Source organism: Cryobacterium sp. TS_SC_7, from assembly GCF_056156285.1.
In genome coordinates, this window is sequence record NZ_CM149589.1 from 1,858,586 (window position 1) to 1,879,443 (window position 20,858).

Consider the following 20,858-nt stretch of genomic DNA (forward strand, 5'->3'; position numbering starts at 1 on the left):
TTCATTCCCAATGGGGTTACTTGGGGACCACGATCCGAGGAACGTCGGCGTCCCATTCGGCCTCGGCCACGTGCAGTCCGCGGTACGTATAGTCCTTGTCCCATCCGTGGAAAACGAGATAGTCCTTGCCGTTCAGCCCCACGACCAAGTCCTGGCCACCGGGGCCGCGATAGAGACCACCCGACCCGTCGGTCGAGAGGATCGGGCCCTTCTCCTTCGTCCACGGGCCGTCGATCGACGCAGCCGTTGCAGCACCGACCGCATAACGGTCGCCTCCGTAAGCGTTCGCGGAGTACAGCAGCACGAGTCCTGAACCTCGCGCGACGATGGTGGGAGCCTCGATCAGATCGCCCTCCCACACCTCGGTCTGCTTCACGATCCTGATGGGGTCACCAGTAACACCGAGCCCATCGGAAGTGAGCGGGGCCACCTGGATCCAGGTGTCGAGGTCGCAACAATTGCCGTCATTTTTCCAGACGAGGTGCAAGACGCCGTCGATGACCACGGTGCTCGCATCGATCGCGCCACCTTCGTCTTCTGGACAGATGATCATGGCGTCGCCCTGAACGGTGAACGGCCCGGCTGGGTCGCTGGCCGTGGCGACACCGATGCACTGCAGCGTTGGCGCAAAATTCGTCGCCGTGAAGTACATGACGAACGAATCATCGGCCAGTCTCGTCACCTCAGGCGCCCACGTCTTGCCCGGAATGACCCAGCTCGGGAGATCCGGCAACGCGTCGGGTAGCACCTCCCAATCGACCAGATCGGTGGACGAGGCCACCTGCACGTTGCGGTTGTTGTCGTTGGTGGCGTACGCGAAATACGTACCGTCGACTTCCACCAGGTCGGGGTCGGCGAAATTTGCGTTGAGGACCGGGGCGCCTGCTGCGGCAGACGGCGGGGGTGCCGATGGCTCCGCCGCCGCCGTGCAGCCACTCACCGCGAGAACAGTGATGATGGCTGCAGAAGCCCACGCGACCGCTCTGCGGCGATCAGGATTCATCAGTCGTTACCCCTTCACACCAGAGCGGGAAACGCCCTCGATGATGAACCGCTGGAGGAAGATGAACAGAGCCAGCACAGGTACGCTCGCGACGACCGCGCCGGCCATCAGGAGGTCGTAGCGCACGGCGTTTGCGGACTGGAGGGTGGACAGTCCAGCTGGCAGTGTCTGTACCTCCGGGCTGAACAGGACGTAGACGGGCCAGAGAAAGTCATTCCAGTTGCCAAGAAACGCGAGCAGCGCGAGTGTTGCAAGAGCTGGCTTGGCGAGCGGCAGAACGACTTGCATGAAGATCACAAATCGATTCGCCCCATCGAGCCGCGCGGCCTCCTCCAACTCGATCGGCAGTCCCACGAAGAACTGCCGCATGAAGAACACCCCGAAGGCGGATGCCGCCGTGGGAATGATGATCGCGACGAGCGAGTTGAGCCACCCCAGCTCGCTCACGATGAGGTAGTTGGGGATCACCAGGATGACCGGCGGCACCAGCAGGGTTGCGACGATGATGACGAAGACGAAATTCTTGCCGCGAAACTGCATTCGTGCGAGCGGATACGCCGCTAGTGACGCCGTGATGACGACGAGCGTGGCATTGAGGGCGGCTGCAACCATGCTGTTTGCAAACCATTGCAGCACCGGAGTCGAGGTCCCGGGAGCGAGGATTGACGCGAAAGCTTGCAGAGAGATCGGATTGGGAATCCACGATGGTGGAATAGCCGTCGCGTCAGCCCGGGTCTTGAGGCTGGTCACGATCATGAAGATGATCGGGCTGATGAACGCGATTGCGATCGCGCCGAGAACGACGACCCGAGTGATGGTGCCACTCCGCCGGCGTGCACGACGTCCACGGGAATCTGCACTCATCGTGGTCGTGAGAGCGTTCACGAACGCACCTCCTTCTTGAGCTTCTTGGGCTGTTTCTCGCGAAAGATGTAGAAGACCAAAGCGCTGATCGCCATCAGGAAAACTGTCAGGACGTAACTCATCGCCGCGGCGCTGCCCATCTGGAAGTTGCGCAGTCCCGCATCGGCGATTTGATAAATGGCCGTGCGCGTTTCTCGTCCGGGGCCGCCCTGCGTCATGAGATAGGACTGGCCGAACATGTTGGCGGATGCGAGGAGGGTGATGATCGTGATGAACGACAGGATGGGCTTGAGGCCCGGGATCGTCACATGCAGGAACTGCATCCACGGTCCGGCTCCATCAACTCGTGCGGCTTCATAGAGTTCGATCGGAATGTCCTGAAGGCCGGCAAGGTAGATGACGGCGTTGAATCCGAGCGTCCACCATACGGTCACTCCCACGAGCGCGACCCAGGCCGCGGGCGTCGTTGTTGTCCACGCGGTGTCATCGGGAAGCCCGAGGAGGCCCAGATAGTGGTTCACCAGCCCGATGTTGTTATCGAGCAGGTATCGCCAGAGCACCGAGATGACGGCGACGCCGAGAACGTAGGGGGCGAAGTAGATGGCTCGGAGAAAGTCCCGTCCGGGAAATTTCTTGCTCATGAGCAAGGCGACGGCGAGGGGGACGATCAGGAGCAATGGCACGCTGAGCACCGTGAAGATTCCGGTAGCCCGCATGGATCCCCAGAACGGACCGAAAACGGTAGATCCGGGCGAGAACAAGGCGACGTAGTTGTCGAGGCCGATAAAGGGTTTGTTCGGCAGCGTGTAGTCCCACGAATGAAGACTGATCCAGACGCCGAGTACTGCCGGGAGGATGACGAAGCTGCCAAAAAGCAGGAGGTAGGGGGCAAGAAAGAGCCAGGGTGTTGCTACCCCCTGTTGCCGAGTGCCCGCTGGCACTCCACGATTCTTCTGGGGCTTCTGGTCGGAAGCCGAGGGGCGGCGCGCCCTCCCCGTGGGGAGGGCGCGCTCACCGACCTTCGTCGACATTGGTCAGTCCCCGAACGAGGCTTTGTTGTCAGCCATGAGCTTCGTCGCCGTGCCGGCGGCTTTTTTGAGCGCCTCACTCGGTGACGTCGTTCCCTGAACCCCGTCAGCGACGGCGATTTCGAGGGTCTCGGCCTGCACTCCACCGATTCCTGGGATGGGCGGCAAGAAACGCATCGAGTCGATTTTCTCCGCGATTGCTTCCTGCGGCAGACCGTCGAGGGCACCCGCATCGCGCACCGACTGACGAGCCGGGATCATGCCCGAGCCAGCCCACTCAGCAGACTGCTCGCTCATCCAGGCGATGAACACCTTTGACGCGTTGACCTTGTTCTGATCGGCATTTGCCTGACGGGGGAGGAAGAAGTTATGGGAGTTGGCCCAGACGGCATCCGTGTCACCGATCGTGGGGACCGGGGCGACCGCGTGAGGAAGTCCGGACTCGGCGAGATCGTTGATCTGCCAGATTCCGTCCCACGTGATCGAGGTCTCACCGTTCTTGAAGGCGACGTACTGAGAGTCGATGGCGACGTCACCCGGGCTGTACCCGTCATCCACGATGGAGCGCTGCCACTCAAGCGCCTCTACCCCGGCTGCGGAATCGAACGTTGCTCCGTCGTCACCATACGGTTCACCGCCGTTCTGCCACAGCAGGGAGAGGTTCATGAGGTGGCTCGGCCATCTCGTCGGCATCCAGAAGGGTGTTTCATAGCCGGCTGCTTTGAGCTTGACGAGCGCATCCTGGAAAGAAGCCGCATCGGTCGGGGCCTCTTCGATTCCAGCGGCGGCGAAATGTTCGGTGTTGTAGTACATGGCCAGGGAATGCACGTCGAGCGGAATGCCGTATCGGGCGTCTTTATAAACGCCGGCATCCCAGACGTCGTCGGTGAAGTCAGCTGCCGACAGACCCAGGTCATCGGCGAGATCGTCGATCGGTACGATGACGTTCCGAGCGGCATTCGACGCAAGCTGGTCCAGGTGCATCACACCGACGTCGGGACCCTCGCCGGCGGTCACCGCTGCGGGAAGTCGCTGATAGAAGTCGGTCCACTGCATCGTGTTCGAGACAACCTTGATGTTGTCATGCTCGGCATTGAAGTCGGACACCATCTTCTCCATGAATGGACCGTCCCCGCCGGTGAAGCCGTTCCAGTAGGACAGCTCCACTTCAGGCCCGGTGTATTCACCGGTGAAGGGCTCACTCGCCGCTTGCCCGGTTCCGCCTGCAGAGCATCCGGCCAGCACCAGCATGAGTGCGGCACCGAGGGCGGTAGCCGCAATCGCTCGCCGCCCCAGGAAGTCTTTCTGATTCATGATCGTTCGTCCTCCTCATCGAAAACATCGCTCCGCAACCCATGTGCGAAGCGCGCCGCCCATTTCCCGCACCGATCGGAGCGTTTCACGAGCACCTTCCGTCAATGTACAGCGCTGGAAAGATGTTTGTCTAGTCTGTGCGAATCCACGACAAACACCCTTTGCAGCGCCCGGCCACAGTCGCCCTAAGATGGACCGGACCGACTGGACGGAACAAACATGGCAAGGGTTCGACTAATCGACGTCGCGGAACTCGCGGGCGTATCCATGAAGACCGTGTCGAACGTGGTGCACAACTACCCCCACGTGGCCCCAGCGCTTCGCGAGAAGGTGCAAGCGGCCATCGACCAGCTCGGCTACCGCCCCAATCTTACGGCGCGGCGTTTGGCTACCGGAAAAACGGGAATGATCGCCCTGGCAATCCCCGAGATCGACCACCCGTACTTTTCAGAACTCTCTCGCCATATTGCCGAGGAAGCCACTCGACGGGGATACCGCGTAATCATCGAGCAGACCCTGAGCGATCCCGTCGTTGAACGGGCCGTACTCAGCGATCGGGAAGCCGGGCTGGTCGACGGCGTCATCTTTCACCCTGTCCGCATGGAATCTCTCGACATTGCGAAGCTCGATCCCGGCACTCCGCTGGTTCTACTCGGCGAGGCGGCGATGCCCGTCATGACTGACCACGTGATGATCGATAACATCTCCGCCGCTCTCGACGCTACGCGGCACCTGGTGGCGAGAGGATGTCGACGCATCGCTTTTCTCGGAGTCATCGCGGCGGACATCACGGGTTCGACGAATCAGCGTCTTCTCGGCTACCAACAGGGCCTCCTGGAAGCCGGGGTTCCACTTGATCCTGAGCTGGTATTCACGGCGTCGGAATTCACCGCGGAAGCAGGCCTTCGTTCGGTCGCTGAGGCGATTGAGCGCGGGGTGCGATTCGACGGCGTGGTCTGCCGCGATGACCGGTTTGCGATCGGAGCACTGAAAGCCCTGCACGACTCCGGGCGATCGGTACCCGCAGATGTGTCCGTGGTCGGCTGGGACAACACCTTCCTGGCCGCTTACACATCCCCAACGCTCACCTCGGTGGCACCGCAGAAGACCGCGATTGCTGCGGCTGCGTTCGATCTCCTCGAGGAACGAATCGCAGGCTACCGAGGGGTCGGGCGCCACATGATCGTGGGCCATTCGCTCGAGGTGCGCGAGAGCGCGCCGCTCGCGCCCTAGCAACCCAGATCCCACCCGGACTTTACAGCGCTGTAATTTGGCGGCATGATTGCGGTATGTCGCGTTCTCTCCCGATTTCTGCCAGTGCCCAGGGCGGCGTCTATCCCCGCCCCCAACTTGTCCGCCCGAATTGGCACGACCTCGCCGGCGAGTGGGCATTCGAACACGACGACCAGGACATCGGCAGAAGTGAAAAATGGTTCGTAGACGCTGCACACCTGGGCCGGGTCATCACAGTTCCCTTCCCGCCGGAGTCGGAGATGTCCGGAATCACCGATCCAGGCTTCCATCCCGTTGTCTGGTACTCCCGCGTCATCAGCCCCGAGGACGTCGCCGCCAGTGGCTGGTCCCCCGAGCGTGACCGGGTTGTGTTGCATTTTGGTGCAGTCGACTACCGTGCCTCTGTATGGATCGATGGTCAGTTCATCGGATCACACGAGGGCGGCCAGACTCCGTTCTCCTTCGACGTCACCGAAGCACTGTCGCCCCAAAAAAACGGCGTTCTCGTGGTTCGAGCCGAGGATGACCCTCACGACGTCGCCCAGCCCAGAGGCAAACAGGATTGGCTCGAAGAACCGCACGTCATTTGGTACCACCGAACCACGGGGATCTGGCAACCCGTCTGGCTCGAATCCGTGCCAGAACAGCGCATCCAGGCGCTGAGTTGGACTCCGAACGTACCGACAGGGAACGTCGCGATCGAGGTGGATCTGACTCGACGACCGGCGACGATCCTGACCGTTCACGTGGAACTGTCTCTGGAGGGTGAAATCCTGGCCCGGCAGTCGTACTCGACCGTGGAGCCGCGATCACAGGCAACCATTCAGATTGCACGCCAGGCGAACGGTCAGGCCTTCGAGGCTCTCCTGTGGTCACCGGAAAACCCGCGCCTGATCGACGCGCACGTCGTGATTGCTGCTGAAGACGGCACCCTCCTCGACGAGTCCTTCTCCTACTTCGGTCTTCGCAGCGTCGGCGTCGCGGGCGGCAGTTTCCTGCTCAACGACCGGCCCTATTTCGTACGCTCGGTGCTGGAGCAGGGCTATTGGCCCCAGTCGCACCTCGCTGCACCGTCGGCCGAAGCCCTCCGTGCCGAGGTGGAGCTTATCAAGGCCCTCGGGTTCAACGCGGCGAGAATCCACGAGAAGGTCGAGGACCCCCGCTTCCTTTACTGGGCAGACCGGCTCGGATTGCTGATTTGGGGTGAAATGGGCAGTACCTACGAGTTCTCTTCGGAGGCGGTGTCACGAGTCACCCGCGAATGGATCGACGTCGTGCGCCGCGACCGTTCGCATCCGTCAATCGTCACCTGGGTTCCCCTCAATGAAAGTTGGGGTGTTCAACAGATCGCACACGACGACGCTCAGTTGAACTTCGCCCAGTCGCTCTACCACCTGACTCGAGCGCTCGATCCGACCCGCCCCGTCATCTCCAATGACGGCTGGGAACACGCCATTTCAGACATCCTCACGATCCACGACTATGCCGGTACGGCCGAACAACTCGACGCCAACTACAAGGACATCGACGCCATCCGCGCCCTGGTTGCGGGTATGGGCCCAGCAGGCCGTCGCCTGCAGCTCATTCCCCGCGAGGTGGATGGTCAGTCGATCATGGTCACCGAATTCGGTGGGGTCAGCTTCGCACCCGACGCTGCCGATGACTCCTGGGGATACACGACAGCAACCACCTATGAGGACTTTGAACGTCGAGTGTCAGGTCTCGTCAGCAGCCTTCGGGACAACCCGATACTCTCCGGCTTCTGCTACACGCAGCTGACGGACACGATGCAGGAAACCAACGGGCTGACCGACGCGTACCGGAAGCCCAAACTGCCGGTCGCTGTCATCCGCAGCATCGTGTCAGGGCAGGAAGCACCACTTCCCCGAGCAACCGCGGTCGATGACTCGAGCCTGCACTCAACCATGGGCTGACGACACCGATCGCTTTCCATCGATCAGGCGATCCCGACGAGGGCGGCGCTGCGTTCCCAGAGGCCGTCGACGAGGGCGTCATCGAGGGCTTGCGGATTCACCTTCGTGGTGAGCTTCTGCTGGTCGTAGTAGGCGCCGGGCTGCCAGGTGGTTCCGGGGGTGCCGTCGACGAACCAGGTCAGGTTCGCGCCTCCCCTGTCGGCGCTGATGAGGTTGAGTCTCTTCAGCGGCGTCTGGTAGATGAAGCGCATGAAGCTCGTGGTGTCCGATGCGAAGTTGGTTGCGACGTTGCCCGGATGGAAGGCCACAGCCGACAAGCCCTGGTCGTGGTACCGGGCCTGGAGTCCGCGGGCATGGAGGATGTTGGCGAGCTTCGCATCGCCATACGCCTTGTTCGCACTGAACTTCTTGTCGTTGTTCAGATCATCGAGGTCGAGGTGGCCGAACAACCGGTTGCCGATGCTCGAGGTGTTGATCACGCTCGACCGGCCACCCGCACCGACCCTGAGGGCGTCGCGGAGAAGCTCGGTCAGCAGGAACGCCGCGAGGTGGTTGACCTGGAAGGTCTTCTCGTGGCCGTCGATGGTCCTGGCACGGTCGCCGAAGAGACCGCCGGCGTTGTTGGCCAGCACGTCCAGCCCCGCACCGTCGAGTTCGGCCCGCACCTCGTCGGCCAGACGCCTGACGTCGTCGAGCCGGGTGTAGTCGGCGATGAATGCCTTCGCCCCGGTCTCGTGGGCGACCGCCTCGATCTTCTCCTTCGAACGGCCGGTGATGAGAACCCGGTGCCCCCGGGCAGCAAGCTGACGGGCGGACGCGGCACCGATTCCGTCGGAAGCACCGGTCACGAGGACGGTTTTATGTGTCGCCACGACGCTATTTCCCTTCCGCCAGCAGCGCCACGGGGGCCCATTCGGCCAGCGCGGCGAGACGCTCATTGACAAGGTACGGCACGGCCTGTGTGGCCATCTCGCCGAAGAACACGCGCCGTGGCGCCGTCTCCGCGTCGACGACCGTGAGAATCGCGGCGCCGAAGCCGACCGGCTTGGGCTGCACAGTGTTGGCCCGCTGCGCGGCCATTCCCTCGTGCAGCGGGGCGTACTGCGGCTGCGCGTCGGCTGCGACAGCGGATGCGCTGGACCAGTCGGTGTCGAACCCGCCGGGCTCGACAAGGGTGACCTTGATCCCGAATCCGGCGACTTCCTGCGCGAGGGAGTCGGACAGGCCTTCGAGAGCCCACTTGGAGGCGTGATACCCGCCCAGGTTCGGGAACGCGACGAGGCCGCCGATGGAGGAGATCTGGATGATGTGCCCCGACTGCTGCTCGCGCAGGATCGGCAGGACGGCCTGGGTGACGTGGAAGACGCCGAACAGGTTCACCTCGAACTGGTCCCGCAGCTGCTGCTCGGAGATTTCTTCCACGGCGCCGAAGAGACCGTAGCCGGCGTTGTTGATGACGACATCCAGGCGGCCGAAGGCCTCATGGGCGGTCTTCACGGCGGCGAAGACCTGGTCGCGGTCGGTGACATCGAGCCGGATCGGGAGAATGGCATCGCCGTACTGCTCGACCAGGCCGGAGAGGGAGTCGGTGTTGCGGGCGGTCGCTGCGACCTTGTCCCCGCGTTCGAGGGCGGCAAGGACGAACTCCCGGCCGAACCCCTTGGATGAACCCGTGATGAACCAGACCATGCTCATGGTGTTACTCCTTCGACATTGGGCGCCGCTTGACGCCACTGAGGCAACTATATGCCGGTAGTGTCACTCGGTGTCAACTTCGCGCCCATGGGAGTATGCTGGGGATATGTCCGAGACGATCCCGCAGTCCATCCGAGAGCGAACACGCCGTCTCGCGCAGACCGAACTCACCATTGTTGCGCAGGACCTCTTCTTGGAGCACGGTTACGAAAACACGACCGTCGACGAGATCGCCGCCGCCGCCGGCATGTCCAAGCGCACCTTCTTTCGTTACTTCGCATCGAAAGACGACCTGGTTATCGGCAAGTACGACCTCTTCGGCGATCGGATCGCTGAAGCGCTCGATGCCCGACCCGCTGACGAACCGGTGTGGGACTCTCTGCGGCGCATGTTCGACCTCACCCTGGACTACGTGCAGGACGATCATGCTCGGGCACGCAATGACGCGATGGAACGCATCGTGCGCAGCAGCCCGCAACTCCATGCCCGTTACCTCGAGAAAATGCAACGAGTTCAGGAGATCCTGGTGGGCCGCGTCGCCACGCGGATGGCGGATCAGTCGAGCGGGCGGAACGATCCCAAACCTGCCGCCGTCGTCGGCGCAGCGTTCGCGTGCATGCAGGCGGCCCGAACGGCCTGGCTCGAATCGAGCCAGGATCAGCCCTTCGGCGAATACCTTGACGACGCCATGTCGACATTCCGCATCAACTAGCGCGTTCCTCCGTCAGTGGGCGAAGACGGTGGCCAACTCATCCCAGTGCGTGGTTGCTCGGGGTGAGACCATGTTCCGCCGCATGGTCCAGGCCCGGTTGCTCTTGAACCCGGCCAGGCCGAGCCCCAGGGTTTCCTGGCCGTACTTCGCGGTGATGGAGTCCAGCACGTCTCCGGCGGCGAAGGGGGCCGGGTTGGTGTCGAAGATGTCGAGGGCGGCATGGGTGTCTCGCGAGGAGAACTCGTGCAGGCTCACCCCCACGCGCACGTACTGCCGGTGCGCTTGCAGTTGCGGACCGAGGGCGGTGAGTGCAGCCCGGTACATTACGACCGGATCGTCGGTGGGGTCGGGAAACGCGAGGGAGACGGCATGAGTCACGTGCTCGTCCTGGAAGGGCGAGGTTGACGCATAACACCGCATGAGACGGGCGAGGGAGTTCTGCCGGCGCAGCCGGGCTGAAGCTCGCTGCGTGTAAACGGACAGGACCTCCTGGAGTTCCGGGACTGTGCTGATCGGTATCGCGAAAGAGCGGGAGAACTGGATCTGCTCCCGGTCGGCCGGCATCTCCTCCAGCGGCAGACAGTCGATACCGCGGAGTTCTTGAACAACCCGCTCCTGGACAACCCCGAAACGTCTCCGAATGCCCGCCGCATCCGCGTCACGGAGGTCGGCGGCGGTGTAGATGCCCAAGCCGATCAATTTCTTCGCCGTGCGGCCTCCGATACCCCACACCTGACCAACCTCGACGGACTGCAGGATTGAGGTCAGTTGGGCGGGCGAGTAGGCCGCGAGGTTGCAGACTCCGAGCAGCGCCGGAGCGGTCTTCGAGCCGCGATTGGCCAGTTTGGCCAGGGTCTTGCTCGGTGCGATCCCGATGCTGACCGGGAGACCGATCAGTTTCTTCGTGGCGACGCGGATCTCACGGGCGATCGCCGACACCTGCTGCGGAGTGCCGGTGAGGCGAATGAAGCTCTCGTCGATCGAATACACCTCTTGAGACGAGGTGTAGCGGCCGAGCAGTTCCACTGTCCGTGCGGACAGGTCGCCGTAGAGCTCGTAGTTGCTGGACCGGGCGATGACGCCCCGGGCGGTGGCTTCGGCGGCGATGCTGTGCCAGGGCGAGGCCATGTCGATACCGAGTGCCTTGGCCTCCTGGGAGCGCGCGATGACGCATCCATCGTTGTTCGACAAGACGACAACCGGTTTGCCCTCGAGTCGTGGATCGAAGATGCGCTCGCAGGAGACGTAGAAGTTGTTGGCGTCGACGATCGCGATCGAGGGCAGGTCAGACACGGTGCAGGCACCGGGTGACGACGCCCCAGATGGTGAGTTCGCTCATCTCCCCGAGGACGATGTCGGGGTACGCCGGGTTCTCTGGAACCAGACGGATGCCCGACTCATCGATCCGGAGCCGTTTGATGGTGAGTTCGCTGTCGACAACAGCAACGACGACACTGCCGTCGCTGGCGTCGAGGGAACGGTCGACGATGATTTCATCGCCGTCGAAGATGCCGGCGCCCGTCATGCTGTCCCCGCTGACACGCACAATGAACGTGGCCGTCGGGTCCTGGATCGGGTGGCGATTCAGATCGACGGGTCCGTCGTAGTAGCCGGCGGCCGGTGAGGGGAATCCGGCGTGCACGGCCTCCGGCGCCGCTCGAGCGAACTTGTCCTCGGAGACGTTGCCGTCGCCCGAGGTCATATCGACGATGGGGCTGGTGTGAGCATGTGGTTCCTGACTGGGGCGGATGGCCTCGGTTGTGCGTGACAGCTCTAGTCTCTCAGCGAGCGGTGACACGGCGGTGAGCAGTAGCCTTGAGAGCGGTTCGCCTCGCTGTGCTGCGGGAGTCGCGGGCACAGTGTTATTCCGGTATCCAGGAGAAATCATGATCGAATCCGCCCCCGTTGATCCCACCGCCACCGAAGCCTGGGGCCAGCTCGCCGGCCTCGCCGAGGGCTTTTCTCCTGATCTCCGCGGTTGGTTCGATTCCGACGCAGCACGAGCCGATCGATTCACCTTTCAAGCGGCCGACCTCACCGTTGATCTATCGAAGAATCTCCTGACCGACGAGATCCTGACTCACCTCGTGCAACTCGCGACGGAGATCGGCGTCGCCGACAGGTTCCAGGCCATGCTCGCCGGCGAACACATCAACGTGACCGAAGACCGCGCTGTTCTCCACACTGCGCTGCGCCGCCCGAAGGACGGCGCCGACCTCGTGCCGCCGACGGGGTTCGTCGTCGACGGTCAGGATGTCGACGCCGACGTTCACGCCACACTCGACAAGGTTTACGGGTTCGCGGACAAGGTACGGTCCGGCGCCTGGACCGGCGTGACCGGCAAACGAATCACGACGATCGTCAACATCGGGATCGGCGGTTCCGACCTCGGCCCCGTGATGGTCTACGAGGCTTTGAAACCGTACGTGCAGGCAGGCCTGGAGTGCCGCTTCATCTCGAACATCGACCCCGTCGACGTCTACGAGAAGACGGCGGACCTGGACCCGGAGACCACCCTCTTCATCGTTGCATCGAAGACGTTCGGCACGCTCGAGACGCTCACGAACGCCCGTTTGGCACGAGAGTGGCTCTGGGCCCGGCTGCTCAGCTCGGGCGCCATCGATGATTCAGACGCTGCGCGGGACGACGCCGTCACCAAGCACTTCGTCGCCGTTTCCACCGCTCTGGACAAGGTCGCAGCCTTCGGAATCGATCCCGAGAACGTCTTCGGATTCTGGGACTGGGTCGGCGGTCGCTTCTCGATCTGCTCCGCCATCGGTACGTCCGTGATCATCGCCATCGGCCCCGACAACTGGCGCGAATTCCTGTCCGGCTTCCACGCCATCGATGAGCACATGCGAACCGCCCCCCTCGAGCGGAACGTTCCCGTACTGATGGGCCTCCTCAACGTCTGGTACTCCAACTTCCTCAAGGCCCAGAGCCACGCCGTTCTGCCGTACGCGCAGTATCTCCACCGTTTCCCGGCCTACCTGCAACAGCTCACGATGGAATCCAACGGGAAGAGCGTGCGTTGGGACGGCACACCGGTCACAACCGACACCGGGGAGATTTTCTGGGGCGAACCGGGCACGAATGGTCAACACGCTTTCTTCCAGCTCATCCACCAGGGCACGCGCCTGATCCCGGCGGACTTCATCGCCGTCGCGAATCCGGCCCATGCCCTGAAGGACAAGACCGGTGACGGTGGCGCTGTGGAGCCAGGCCAGGACGTCCACGCGCTGTTCCTGGCGAACTTCTTCGCCCAGACCAAGGCTCTCGCCTTCGGAAAAACGGCCGCTGAGGTTCGCGCAGAAGGCACCACAGAGTCCGTCGTACCGGCCCGCGAGTTCAGCGGGAACCGGCCCACCACGTCCATCCTCGCGCCGGCCCTCACCCCGAGCGTCGTCGGCCAGCTGATCGCCCTCTACGAACACATTGTGTTCACCGAAGGCATCATCTGGGGCATCGACTCCTTCGACCAGTGGGGTGTCGAACTGGGCAAGCAGCTTGCGCAGCAGATCGCTCCTGCCGTCGACGGCGATGAGGATGCCCTCGAATCCCAGGACTCGTCGACGAAGGCCCTGATCCGCAAGTACCTCGAGTTGCGCAACTGACTCCACCCCGGCGGAGCCACTTTCCTGCCGACCTGAGCAGTCCGGTTGGCAGGAAAGTGGAAGTGGCGACTCGGTCGATCATCGTGCAAGGATGCCCCCGTGACCACTCAGCCCGAGCGCCGGATGCTCCTCGACACCGCTGCCCTGTATTTCCGGGCGTTCTACGGTGTTCCCGACACCGTGCGCGCGCCCAGTGGCGAGCCGGTCAACGCGGTGCGGGGGCTGCTCGACATGATCGCCCGGCTTGCGACCGAGTTCGCGCCGACGGAGATCGTGGCCTGCTGGGATGACGACTGGCGCCCGCAGTGGCGGGTTGATCTCATCCCGACCTACAAGACCCACCGAGTGGCCGCGGAGCCGGCAACTGATGCGGGCTCGTCGATCGAGGTTGTACCCGACCTGCTCAGCCCGCAGGTTCCGATCATCCGCGACGTGCTCACCGCTCTGGGAATTCCCATCATCGGCGCCGCCCACCACGAAGCCGATGACGTGATCGGCACCCTCGCCTCACACTCCGACATTCCGGTAGACGTGATCACCGGAGACCGCGATCTGTTTCAACTCGTCGACGACTCGCGCGGCGTGCGGGTGATCTACACCGGTCGCGGTATGGCACGACTGGAAGTGCTCACCGACGCAACCCTCACGATCAAGACCGGCGTGACCCCGGCACAATACGCAGACTTCGCCGCGTTGCGCGGCGACGCCTCGGACGGGCTGCCCGGCGTGGCCGGTGTGGGTGAGAAGACCGCGGCGTCACTGCTCGCCGACTACGGAGACCTGAACGCGATCGTGGCGGCCGCCGCCGATCCGAGTTCCACTCTGGGCGCGGCCGTGCGCGCGAAGATCCTCGCCGCCGCGCAGTACCTCACGGTGGCCCCGGCCGTGGTGAATGTGGTGCGCGACCTCACCCTGCCGGCGTTCGATGCCCGCATCCGCTCGAGCACCCCCGAACAGGGTGCCGAGCTGGAGCGTCTGTCGATCGCGTGGGGGCTGGACTCCTCCCTGAAACGCGCTCGAGGTGCCCTCTCCGCCTTGTCCTGATCAACCCCGACAGCACAGGCCGGCCCGGTGACCCGATCGCCCCGGATTTTGCTTTCGCTGTCGCTGTCGCTGTCGCTGTCGCTGTCGGCGCATCGGGCCTAGGAGCTCGGCACTCCCGCACCGAACGTTGCGGTCACGGAATAGTGCTCGCCCAGAATATGGCTGCAGCGCAGTTCGACGGCGGCCCCTCGGTGGTAGCCGATTCGCTGGATGCGAAACATCGGGGCACCCAGGGCACAGCCGAGGCGTTCGACATCCAATGCCGCGGCGGTGTCGGCGCGCAGTTCCTCGACTCCACCGTCCACGGTGATGCCGCATCGTTCCGAGAGTTCCTTGTAGAGCGCGGTTTCGGCGAAGTCAACGTCGAGAAGCGGGCGAACCAGCGCGGCCGGAAGCCACACGTGATCGACCGCAAACGGTTCCTCGTCGGCGAGACGCAGGCGCGACAGCTTGAGCAGCTCCTCGGTCGGCGGAAGCGAGAGGCGTGCGGCGATGGCCGGATCGGTCACGAGGCGTCGCTCCAGGACGATGCTGCGCTGCGACATCCCGGATTCCTGCACCGACGCGAACAGGCTGTAGACGGGGCCGAAAGCGCTCCCCCGGCCACCCACGATCGCCCGAGGCTTCTTGCCTCTCTGCGCGCTGACGACGCCCGCCTCCCTGAGGGGGCGCAACGCGTTGCGGATCGTACCCCGGCTGACGCCGTACGCCTCGGCCAGGCCGAGTTCACCGGGAAACCCGTCCGTGAACTCACCCCTGGCAACGCGGTCCGCGAGGTCCGCGCCGATGCTCTCCCAGAGAGGCCTGCGCAAAGCCGGCTCAGCGGCGCGCGCGTCTACCTGTGCGTGTCCTGTCACCGCTGTCCTTTCTCGCTAAATGTATATACATTATGAACGTCTCGTTCACGCACCTTGGAGGGCAAAAAAGCATGGCGACTGCACCACCGACCAACCGTTCAGCGGGCTCCCCCCGGCGACGCGGACGCCTGTACTTCATCCTTGCTGCTGTCGCGATTGTAGCCGTGCTGGGAGTCGGGTACGCGGCGCAGACCGGCGCAGCCCAGCAGGGGGCGACAACAGGAGCTGCCGACGAACAGGGCGCCGAGGAACCGACCATCGACATGTCCCGTCGAATTGACGGGGACCCGACGGCACTCGGTGAAACGGATGCCCCCGTCGTCCTGGTGGAGTATTCGGACTACCGGTGCCCCTTCTGCGCCGTCTTCGCCCGAGACACGCTCCCGACCATCGTCGACGAATACGTGCAGTCCGGCCAGGTGCGCATCGAATGGCGCGACCTGACCGTCTTCGGCCAGGAGTCGATCGACGCCGCCGTTGCGGGCCGGGCGGCCGGGGCGCAGGGTTTGTTCTGGGAGTTCAACGAGGCGACGTTCCGGGATGCCCCCGAGCGGGCTCACCTCGACCTTCCACGGGAGCGCCTGCTCCAGATCGGCCGGGACATCGGGGTGCCCGACATGGCTCGCTTCGAGAGCGACCTGGACGACCCGGGGTTCCTGGAGTCCGTAACCGCAGACACCGATGAGGCTCACTCGTTCGGCGCAACGGGAACACCGCTGTTCCTCGTGAACGACACTCCCATCTCCGGCGCCCAACCCGTCGAGGTCTTCCGCCAGGCCATTGATCGCGAACTCGCCGAAGCCACCCCGTAATGGATATCGGATACGCCGGAGCACTGATCGGCGGCGTCCTGACGCTGCTGAGCCCCTGTTCGGTCCTGCTCCTCCCCGCGTTCTTCGCCTACGCGTTCTCGACGCCCACGAAACTCCTCGCGCGCACCGGCCTCTTCTACCTGGGGCTGATCACCACTCTGGTGCCGATCGGCGTTCTCGCCGGCACGCTCGGGGCCTTCCTGACTCAGAACCGAACCGGATTCGTGATCGTCGCAGCATCACTCGTCATCGCACTCGGCCTGGTCCAGCTCTTCGGCATCAGACTGCCGGCGTTCTCCCGCGGCGGCGGCGCTGAGGGCACCTCGTCGGCCTCGGTCTTCCTCCTGGGATCGGTCTACGGGGTTGCCGGGGTGTGCGCGGGGCCGATCCTCGGCTCGGTACTCACGGTTGCCGCCGTGAGCGGAAACGCCGCCTACGGCGGTGTCCTGCTGGCCATCTACGCGCTCGGAATGACGGTGCCCCTGTTCGTGCTGGCGCTGGTCTGGGACCGGCTGCGGATCGCGGAGCGAGGCTGGCTTCGGCCCCGGATGGTCCAGATCGGACCCTGGCGGAACTCGTGGTTGCTGATCATCTCCGGCTTGCTCTCCATCGGAATCGGTGCGCTCCTCCTGGCGACCGACGGAACGGCCGGACTGGGGGGCATCCTGACCATCGGCGATCAGTTCGCCGCCGAGTCCTTCGTGTTGAATGCCTCATCGGGCATGTCCAATCTTCTGTTCGGCCTGCTGGCGATCGGCGTGCTGATGGTCGTCGGCGTGATCTCCTTCCTGCGCGGCCGCCGACCGGCGGATCCGGATCAGGCCGACCAGGGGCAGCCGGCAGAGCCGATCGCCCGGCCGTGAGCGCTCGCAGGAACGACACCGGACTGCTCCTCCACGTCAGCGGCGCCGATGCGGCGAGCATCCAGGCCGGCATCCGTATGGCCCTCAACGCCCGGGAACAGTTGCCGCACGTCATCGTCGAGCTCGTGATCCAGGGGCCGTGCGTCAGTTTTCTGACGGCCGGATCGGTGCTCGAGCATCACTTGGCCGCACTGGATGGCGGGCCCGTCCAGGTTGTGGCCTGTACCAACAGCCTGCGATCGGCCGGGATGGAAGCCGGCCGGTTGCGGGGCGGCGTCGGCGTCGTGCCGGCGGCCGTCGCCCACCTGGCGGCGCGGCAGTTCACGGGTTGGGCCTACGTGCGGGTGTGACACGGTCTCGACAGGCTCGACCACCGATGCCCGGCGAGACGACGGTTTTGGTCCGTGTGGGCTACTGCACGGCGGAGGTCAGCCGGGCGAGGTTGTCGAGCACCGTGGAGCGCAGCGGCTGCTTCATCCACTCCTCCAGGGTGAGCTCGCGGCTGTCAGCCCGGTAGCCGTCTTCGACCTCCCGCAGCTGCTTCACGAAGGAACGGCCACGCACCATCATCGACACCTCGAAGTTGAGACTGAATGACCGCATGTCCATGTTGCTCGACCCGATCACGGCCACCTCGTCGTCGATCGTGAAGTGCTTGGCGTGCAGCACGTAGGGCGCCTTGTAGAGGTAGATCTTCACGCCCGCCCGCAGCAGTTCCTCGTAGTACGAGCGTTGCGCGTGGTGCACGAGGGCCTGATCGCCGACCTCTGAGACGAACAGCTCCACGTGCAGCCCCCGCTGGGTGGCCGTCGTGATGGCGTACATGATCGACTCATCAGGCACGAAATACGGGCTGGTGATGACGATGCGTTCCTGGGCGTAGTAGAGCAATGCGAGGAACAGGCGCAGGTTATTCTCACCCTCGAAGCCGGGCCCGCTGGGCACGACCTGACAGTCCAGGGAGTGCGGCGCGATGTCGGTCGGCACGGGCTGGATGTCCCGGGTGAGCAAGTCGTTGGTCTCGCTGTACCAGTCGGTGATGAAGATCGCGTTGAGACCCGACACGATCGGCCCCTCGACCCGGGTCATCAGGTCTTTCCACTTCAGGCCGCGACGGATGTTCCTGGGCATGTTGTACGTGCGGTCGATGACGTTCTGCGACCCCATGTAGCCGACCGTGCCATCGATCACCAGCACCTTACGGTGGTTGCGCAGGTCAGGTCGCTGCCACTTGCCCTTGAGCGGCTGCAGCGGCAGGAGCAACTCCCACTTCACGCCGGAGTCGGTGAGTCGTCGCAGGGTTTCGCGGTAGCCGGGTTTGCGCATCGACTGGATGTGGTCCATCAGCACCCGCACCGTGACGCCGCGCTTGACGGCGTTCTCGAGGGAATCGAAGAACGGCGCGGTGGTCGGATCCAGAGAGAGGATGTAGAACTCGACGTGAACGAAGTTGCGCGCCCGGTCGATGTCGGTCACCATCTCGGCGAACGTGCTCTCGTAGTCGCCGAGCAGCCGAGCCTGATTGCCACCGACCAGGGGCATCGACCCCAGGTTGCGGTTGAGTTCGACGACGGAATCGAGCCACGGCGGCCAGGGGTGGTCGCGGCGCACCTGCTCGATCCCCTCGGTGCTGTCGAGGATGAACTGGTTGATCTCCTCCTGCATCTCCAACCGCTTCTTCGGCAGGGTGCGGTAGCCGATCAGCAGGAAGAGCAGCGCTCCGATATACGGCAGGAAGAAGATGGCGAGCAGCCAGGCCATGCCCGAGGTGGGCCGTCTGTTGCGGGGAACGACGATGATGGCCACCACACGGATGGTGAAATCGACCACCAGGGCAATCACCAGGATGACGGTCGAGATGTCGATGCCGAACATCGGGTGCTAGGTGACCGGTTTGTCGAGCCCGAGCTTGGCGCGTTCTTCCGCCTCGATCCGGGCGTAAACCTTCCGCTCCGTGCGGTCGGCCCGCACGATGGAACGCATCACAATCCAGAAGATGAGCCCGACCGCGACGGTGGGCAGGAGCGACCAGAAAGCGCTGACCCAGAAGTTGTCCATGATGTCTCCAACGATACGGGAAAACGGCGGGCGGGGCGCGGTGCTACTTGTCCAGCATCCCCGCGATGCCGGTGCCGATGGCGTAGATCCCGGTTCCCGCGACGCCCACCCAGATCGAGAGTTCCAGCAGGGTCGGGCGACGGCGGGCGCGTCGGGCCGGCACGCCGGGCTCGGCTTCGCCCGGCGCGGGCTCGCGGGGAGGCTCGGAACTCATACCGCGATTATTTCACCAGCGGGAACAGGATGGTCTCCCGGATGCCCAGCCCGGACAGTGCCATCAGCAGACGGTCGATGCCCATGCCCATGCCGCCGGTGGGCGGCATCCCGTATTCGAGGGCCCGCAGGAATTCCTCGTCGAGACGCATGGCCTCCGGGTCGCCGCCGGCGGCGAGACGGGCCTGCTCGACGAAACGCTCCCGCTGAATGACCGGGTCGACGAGCTCGGAGTAGCCGGTGGCCAGTTCGAAGCCGCGCACATACAGGTCCCATTTCTCAACCACACCGACGATCTTCCGGTGGCCGCGCACAAGGGGGCTGGTGTCGATCGGGAAGTCCATCACGAAGGTCGGGCGGGTCAGGCCACCCTTGACGAAGTGCTCCCACAGCTCCTCGACGTACTTGCCGTGGATGGGGTGGTCGATATCGAGGCCCTCCGTGTCGGCGAGCACCTTCAGCTCGGCCAGCGGGGTGGCCGGCGAAATCTCGTAGCCGACAGCCGCGGACAGGCTGTCGTACATGCCGATGCGGTCCCAGTCGCCGCCCAGGTCGAATTCGGTGCCGTCGGCCCAGGTCACCACGTGCGAGCCGGCGATGGCGAGCGCGGCATCCTGGATCAGGGTCTGGGTGAGGTCGGCGATCGAGTTGTAGTCGCCGTAGGCCTCGTAGGCCTCCAGCATGGCGAACTCGGGCGAGTGGGTGGAGTCGGCGCCCTCGTTGCGGAAGTTGCGGTTGATCTCGTAGACCCGGTCGATGCCGCCGACGACGGCGCGCTTGAGGAACAGCTCCGGCGCGATCCGCAGGTAGAGGTCGGTGTCGAAGGCGTTGGAGTGGGTCGTGAACGGGCGAGCGGATGCGCCGCCGTGCATGACCTGCAGCATCGGCGTCTCGATCTCGATGAAGTTGCGCTCAGTGAAAGTGCGACGCAGGCTCGCGACGGTCTGCGAGCGCTGGATCACGCTGCGGCGGGCCTGCTCGCGGTTGATCAGGTCGAGGTACCGGCTGCGCACGCGGGTCTCCTCGCTGAGCTCGGTGTGCAGGTTCGGCAGCGGCAGCAGCGCTTTCGCGGCGACCTGCCACTCCGTCGCCATGATGGAGAGCTCGCCGCGGCGGGAGGAGATCACCTCACCGGAGACGAAGAGGTGGTCACCGAGGTCGACCAGGTCCTTCCAGTCGGCGAGGGACTCCTCCCCCACCTCACCGAGGGAGATCATGGCCTGGATCCGGCTGCCGTCGCCGGACTGCAGGCTGGCGAAGCAGAGCTTGCCGGTGTTGCGGAGGTGCACCACGCGGCCGGCGAGGCCGACCATGACCCCGGTGACGGCATCCGCTTCGAGGTCGCCGAACTGTGCGCGCACGGCCGGGATCGTGTCGGTGACGGGCACGGACACCGGGTAGGCGCCGCCGGCGGGGCTGGTCGCCGCGGCGTTCAGCCGGTCACGCTTGGCCAGACGCACGGCCTTCTGCTCGTTGGTCTCGTCCTCGGTGGGTTCTGGGTTCTGCTGCTCGCTCATGCGGTTCTCCGTGGCAGGTGGCGGCCGGGCGGTGCCCGGCGCTCCCGCGCTTGCTCATAAAGGGGTGTGACGACGTGGTGGTGACAGGTGCGGCTGG

General features: G+C 64.3%; 21 protein-coding genes. 8 read left to right on the forward strand and 13 right to left on the reverse strand.

From position 1 onward, the window contains the following. Window positions 1–16 precede the first annotated feature (16 nt). The 4 genes from AC0J5J_RS08600 to AC0J5J_RS08615 all read right to left on the reverse strand — a co-directional run bounded on the left by AC0J5J_RS08600 (window position 17) and on the right by AC0J5J_RS08615 (window position 4,209). A complete protein-coding gene (locus AC0J5J_RS08600) occupies window positions 17–1,003 on the reverse strand; it encodes a glycoside hydrolase family 43 protein (RefSeq protein ID WP_134422761.1) in 987 nt (328 codons plus the stop codon). Between the two features lie 6 nt (window positions 1,004–1,009). Continuing rightward, window positions 1,010–1,888: a carbohydrate ABC transporter permease gene (locus AC0J5J_RS08605; RefSeq protein WP_241972580.1), complete on the reverse strand. Its 879-nt coding sequence runs from the start codon at window positions 1,886–1,888 to the stop codon at window positions 1,010–1,012. Then, on the reverse strand, window positions 1,885–2,808 hold the full coding sequence (locus AC0J5J_RS08610) for a carbohydrate ABC transporter permease (RefSeq protein ID WP_474897540.1): 924 nt from the start codon (window positions 2,806–2,808) through the stop codon (window positions 1,885–1,887). The genes AC0J5J_RS08605 and AC0J5J_RS08610 overlap by 4 nt, the downstream gene beginning before the upstream one ends. A gap of 93 nt (window positions 2,809–2,901) precedes the next feature. Further along, on the reverse strand, window positions 2,902–4,209 hold the full coding sequence (locus AC0J5J_RS08615) for an ABC transporter substrate-binding protein (protein ID WP_134422757.1): 1,308 nt from the start codon (window positions 4,207–4,209) through the stop codon (window positions 2,902–2,904). 219 nt (window positions 4,210–4,428) lie between these two features. On the opposite strand from AC0J5J_RS08615, the gene AC0J5J_RS08620 reads away from it, so the two are divergent. After that, entirely contained in the window at window positions 4,429–5,442 is a 1,014-nt protein-coding gene (locus AC0J5J_RS08620; RefSeq protein WP_474897542.1) for a LacI family DNA-binding transcriptional regulator, read from the forward strand. 56 nt (window positions 5,443–5,498) lie between these two features. Further along, window positions 5,499–7,376, forward strand: coding sequence for a glycoside hydrolase family 2 protein (locus AC0J5J_RS08625; RefSeq protein ID WP_474897544.1), 1,878 nt, complete (start codon window positions 5,499–5,501; stop codon window positions 7,374–7,376). A 23-nt stretch (window positions 7,377–7,399) separates the two neighbouring features. On the opposite strand, the gene AC0J5J_RS08630 is transcribed toward AC0J5J_RS08625, so the two are convergent. After that, the gene (locus AC0J5J_RS08630) at window positions 7,400–8,224 is read right to left on the reverse strand and encodes an SDR family NAD(P)-dependent oxidoreductase (RefSeq protein WP_474897546.1); all 825 of its coding nucleotides are present in this window, start codon (window positions 8,222–8,224) and stop codon (window positions 7,400–7,402) included. A gap of 28 nt (window positions 8,225–8,252) precedes the next feature. Next, window positions 8,253–9,071 (reverse strand): SDR family NAD(P)-dependent oxidoreductase, encoded by an 819-nt coding sequence (locus AC0J5J_RS08635; protein ID WP_474897548.1) that lies wholly within the window; start codon window positions 9,069–9,071, stop codon window positions 8,253–8,255. Window positions 9,072–9,177: 106 nt separating this feature from the next. Here AC0J5J_RS08635 and AC0J5J_RS08640 point away from each other — a divergent pair, with 106 nt between their 5' ends. After that, the gene (locus tag AC0J5J_RS08640) at window positions 9,178–9,783 is read left to right on the forward strand and encodes a TetR family transcriptional regulator (RefSeq protein ID WP_474897550.1); all 606 of its coding nucleotides are present in this window, start codon (window positions 9,178–9,180) and stop codon (window positions 9,781–9,783) included. 12 nt (window positions 9,784–9,795) lie between these two features. Here the strand turns inward: AC0J5J_RS08640 and AC0J5J_RS08645 are convergent, their stop codons facing one another. Both AC0J5J_RS08645 and AC0J5J_RS08650 read right to left on the reverse strand, forming a co-directional pair. Next, on the reverse strand, window positions 9,796–11,076 hold the full coding sequence (locus AC0J5J_RS08645) for a Y-family DNA polymerase (protein WP_474897552.1): 1,281 nt from the start codon (window positions 11,074–11,076) through the stop codon (window positions 9,796–9,798). Next, window positions 11,069–11,485, reverse strand: coding sequence for a LexA family protein (locus tag AC0J5J_RS08650; RefSeq protein WP_474897553.1), 417 nt, complete (start codon window positions 11,483–11,485; stop codon window positions 11,069–11,071). Before AC0J5J_RS08650 ends, AC0J5J_RS08645 begins: the two co-directional genes overlap by 8 nt. Before the next feature lie 184 nt (window positions 11,486–11,669). Here AC0J5J_RS08650 and pgi point away from each other — a divergent pair, with 184 nt between their 5' ends. Together pgi and AC0J5J_RS08660 are read left to right on the forward strand one after the other, a co-directional pair. Beyond that, entirely contained in the window at window positions 11,670–13,397 is a 1,728-nt protein-coding gene (pgi, locus tag AC0J5J_RS08655) for a glucose-6-phosphate isomerase (protein ID WP_134422741.1), read from the forward strand. A gap of 123 nt (window positions 13,398–13,520) precedes the next feature. Continuing rightward, on the forward strand, window positions 13,521–14,441 hold the full coding sequence (locus AC0J5J_RS08660; RefSeq protein ID WP_474900205.1) for a 5'-3' exonuclease: 921 nt from the start codon (window positions 13,521–13,523) through the stop codon (window positions 14,439–14,441). Window positions 14,442–14,539: 98 nt separating this feature from the next. Here AC0J5J_RS08660 and AC0J5J_RS08665 read toward each other — a convergent pair whose 3' ends face one another. Further along, window positions 14,540–15,298: a GntR family transcriptional regulator gene (locus tag AC0J5J_RS08665; RefSeq protein ID WP_474897555.1), complete on the reverse strand. Its 759-nt coding sequence runs from the start codon at window positions 15,296–15,298 to the stop codon at window positions 14,540–14,542. A gap of 71 nt (window positions 15,299–15,369) precedes the next feature. On the opposite strand from AC0J5J_RS08665, the gene AC0J5J_RS08670 reads away from it, so the two are divergent. Genes AC0J5J_RS08670 through AC0J5J_RS08680 form a run of 3 tightly spaced genes read left to right on the forward strand, consistent with a single transcriptional unit; the run spans window position 15,370 to window position 17,323 of the window. Next, window positions 15,370–16,110 carry a DsbA family protein gene (locus tag AC0J5J_RS08670; protein WP_134422739.1) on the forward strand — a complete coding sequence of 247 codons (741 nt, stop codon included), beginning with the start codon at window positions 15,370–15,372 and terminating at the stop codon, window positions 16,108–16,110. Beyond that, window positions 16,110–16,973, forward strand: a complete 864-nt coding sequence (locus AC0J5J_RS08675) for a cytochrome c biogenesis CcdA family protein (RefSeq protein WP_134422737.1) — start codon at window positions 16,110–16,112, stop codon at window positions 16,971–16,973. The genes AC0J5J_RS08670 and AC0J5J_RS08675 overlap by 1 nt, the downstream gene beginning before the upstream one ends. Continuing rightward, window positions 16,970–17,323, forward strand: a complete 354-nt coding sequence (locus AC0J5J_RS08680) for a DsrE family protein (protein ID WP_474897556.1) — start codon at window positions 16,970–16,972, stop codon at window positions 17,321–17,323. The genes AC0J5J_RS08675 and AC0J5J_RS08680 overlap by 4 nt, the downstream gene beginning before the upstream one ends. A 61-nt stretch (window positions 17,324–17,384) precedes the next feature. On the opposite strand, the gene cls is transcribed toward AC0J5J_RS08680, so the two are convergent. Genes cls through lysS form a run of 4 tightly spaced genes read right to left on the reverse strand, consistent with a single transcriptional unit; the run spans window position 17,385 to window position 20,761 of the window. Next, entirely contained in the window at window positions 17,385–18,848 is a 1,464-nt protein-coding gene (gene cls, locus AC0J5J_RS08685; RefSeq protein ID WP_134422733.1) for a cardiolipin synthase, read from the reverse strand. 6 nt (window positions 18,849–18,854) lie between these two features. Next, window positions 18,855–19,031, reverse strand: a complete 177-nt coding sequence (locus tag AC0J5J_RS08690) for a hypothetical protein (RefSeq protein ID WP_166785439.1) — start codon at window positions 19,029–19,031, stop codon at window positions 18,855–18,857. A gap of 43 nt (window positions 19,032–19,074) precedes the next feature. Next, window positions 19,075–19,245: a hypothetical protein gene (locus tag AC0J5J_RS08695; RefSeq protein ID WP_166785438.1), complete on the reverse strand. Its 171-nt coding sequence runs from the start codon at window positions 19,243–19,245 to the stop codon at window positions 19,075–19,077. Window positions 19,246–19,252: 7 nt separating this feature from the next. Further along, the gene (gene lysS, locus AC0J5J_RS08700) at window positions 19,253–20,761 is read right to left on the reverse strand and encodes a lysine--tRNA ligase (protein WP_474897558.1); all 1,509 of its coding nucleotides are present in this window, start codon (window positions 20,759–20,761) and stop codon (window positions 19,253–19,255) included. Between the last annotated feature and the right edge of the window lie 97 nt (window positions 20,762–20,858).

Coding starts and splice junctions, on each gene's coding strand:
- AC0J5J_RS08670 (WP_134422739.1), top strand. CDS start 15,370: ATGGCGACTGCACCACCGACCAACCGTTCAGCGGGCTCCCCCCGGCGA.
- AC0J5J_RS08635 (WP_474897548.1), bottom strand. CDS start 9,071: ATGAGCATGGTCTGGTTCATCACGGGTTCATCCAAGGGGTTCGGCCGG.
- AC0J5J_RS08625 (WP_474897544.1), top strand. CDS start 5,499: ATGTCGCGTTCTCTCCCGATTTCTGCCAGTGCCCAGGGCGGCGTCTAT.
- AC0J5J_RS08675 (WP_134422737.1), top strand. CDS start 16,110: ATGGATATCGGATACGCCGGAGCACTGATCGGCGGCGTCCTGACGCTG.
- AC0J5J_RS08640 (WP_474897550.1), top strand. CDS start 9,178: ATGTCCGAGACGATCCCGCAGTCCATCCGAGAGCGAACACGCCGTCTC.
- AC0J5J_RS08615 (WP_134422757.1), bottom strand. CDS start 4,209: ATGAATCAGAAAGACTTCCTGGGGCGGCGAGCGATTGCGGCTACCGCC.
- AC0J5J_RS08660 (WP_474900205.1), top strand. CDS start 13,521: ATGCTCCTCGACACCGCTGCCCTGTATTTCCGGGCGTTCTACGGTGTT.
- AC0J5J_RS08600 (WP_134422761.1), bottom strand. CDS start 1,003: ATGAATCCTGATCGCCGCAGAGCGGTCGCGTGGGCTTCTGCAGCCATC.
- pgi (WP_134422741.1), top strand. CDS start 11,670: ATGATCGAATCCGCCCCCGTTGATCCCACCGCCACCGAAGCCTGGGGC.
- cls (WP_134422733.1), bottom strand. CDS start 18,848: ATGTTCGGCATCGACATCTCGACCGTCATCCTGGTGATTGCCCTGGTG.
- AC0J5J_RS08650 (WP_474897553.1), bottom strand. CDS start 11,485: ATGACCTCGGGCGACGGCAACGTCTCCGAGGACAAGTTCGCTCGAGCG.
- AC0J5J_RS08690 (WP_166785439.1), bottom strand. CDS start 19,031: ATGGACAACTTCTGGGTCAGCGCTTTCTGGTCGCTCCTGCCCACCGTC.
- AC0J5J_RS08695 (WP_166785438.1), bottom strand. CDS start 19,245: ATGAGTTCCGAGCCTCCCCGCGAGCCCGCGCCGGGCGAAGCCGAGCCC.
- AC0J5J_RS08620 (WP_474897542.1), top strand. CDS start 4,429: ATGGCAAGGGTTCGACTAATCGACGTCGCGGAACTCGCGGGCGTATCC.
- lysS (WP_474897558.1), bottom strand. CDS start 20,761: ATGAGCGAGCAGCAGAACCCAGAACCCACCGAGGACGAGACCAACGAG.